Genomic DNA, 443 nt, shown 5'->3' on the forward strand with positions numbered 1-443 from the left:
GTCCAAACCGGCGACCCAGCCTCCGGCATCGTCGAAGCCGAGCGCCGTATGCGCGTCGATAGCTGCTCTCACCCAATCTGCTGGGATGATGACGCCTTCAACCGACGCCGAGTAGTTTCGGTCCACCTCTTGGGCGAAGACGTGCAAGAGGCCATCCGCCTCCGCCTTCCGTCGCCGCGCATCGTACCATTCTTGCGACTTGGCCGGGTGGTCCCGCCAGTCCATCACGAAGACGTTCGTGGCGCCCTTGGCGATTTCGCCGCCGGTCCACTCGACGCCGGCCTCACGCCTCCGATGGAAGACGTTGCCGAGTCCGTTGACCGACGAGATGTCCACCTGAACGCGGGTATTGTCCGCGAGCGCGGCCTCGACCTTCTCGGGCCGCTCGTAGTGGGCGCTTTCGCCCTTGAAGTAGATGAGCTTTCGGCCGCCGCGGCCGATGT

General features: G+C 65.0%; 1 pseudogene. It reads right to left on the reverse strand.

From position 1 onward, the window contains the following. Window positions 1–443: pseudogene (locus tag A3761_RS26535) on the reverse strand (hypothetical protein); the annotation flags it as partial.

The organism is Oleiphilus sp. HI0123 (genome assembly GCF_001635315.1).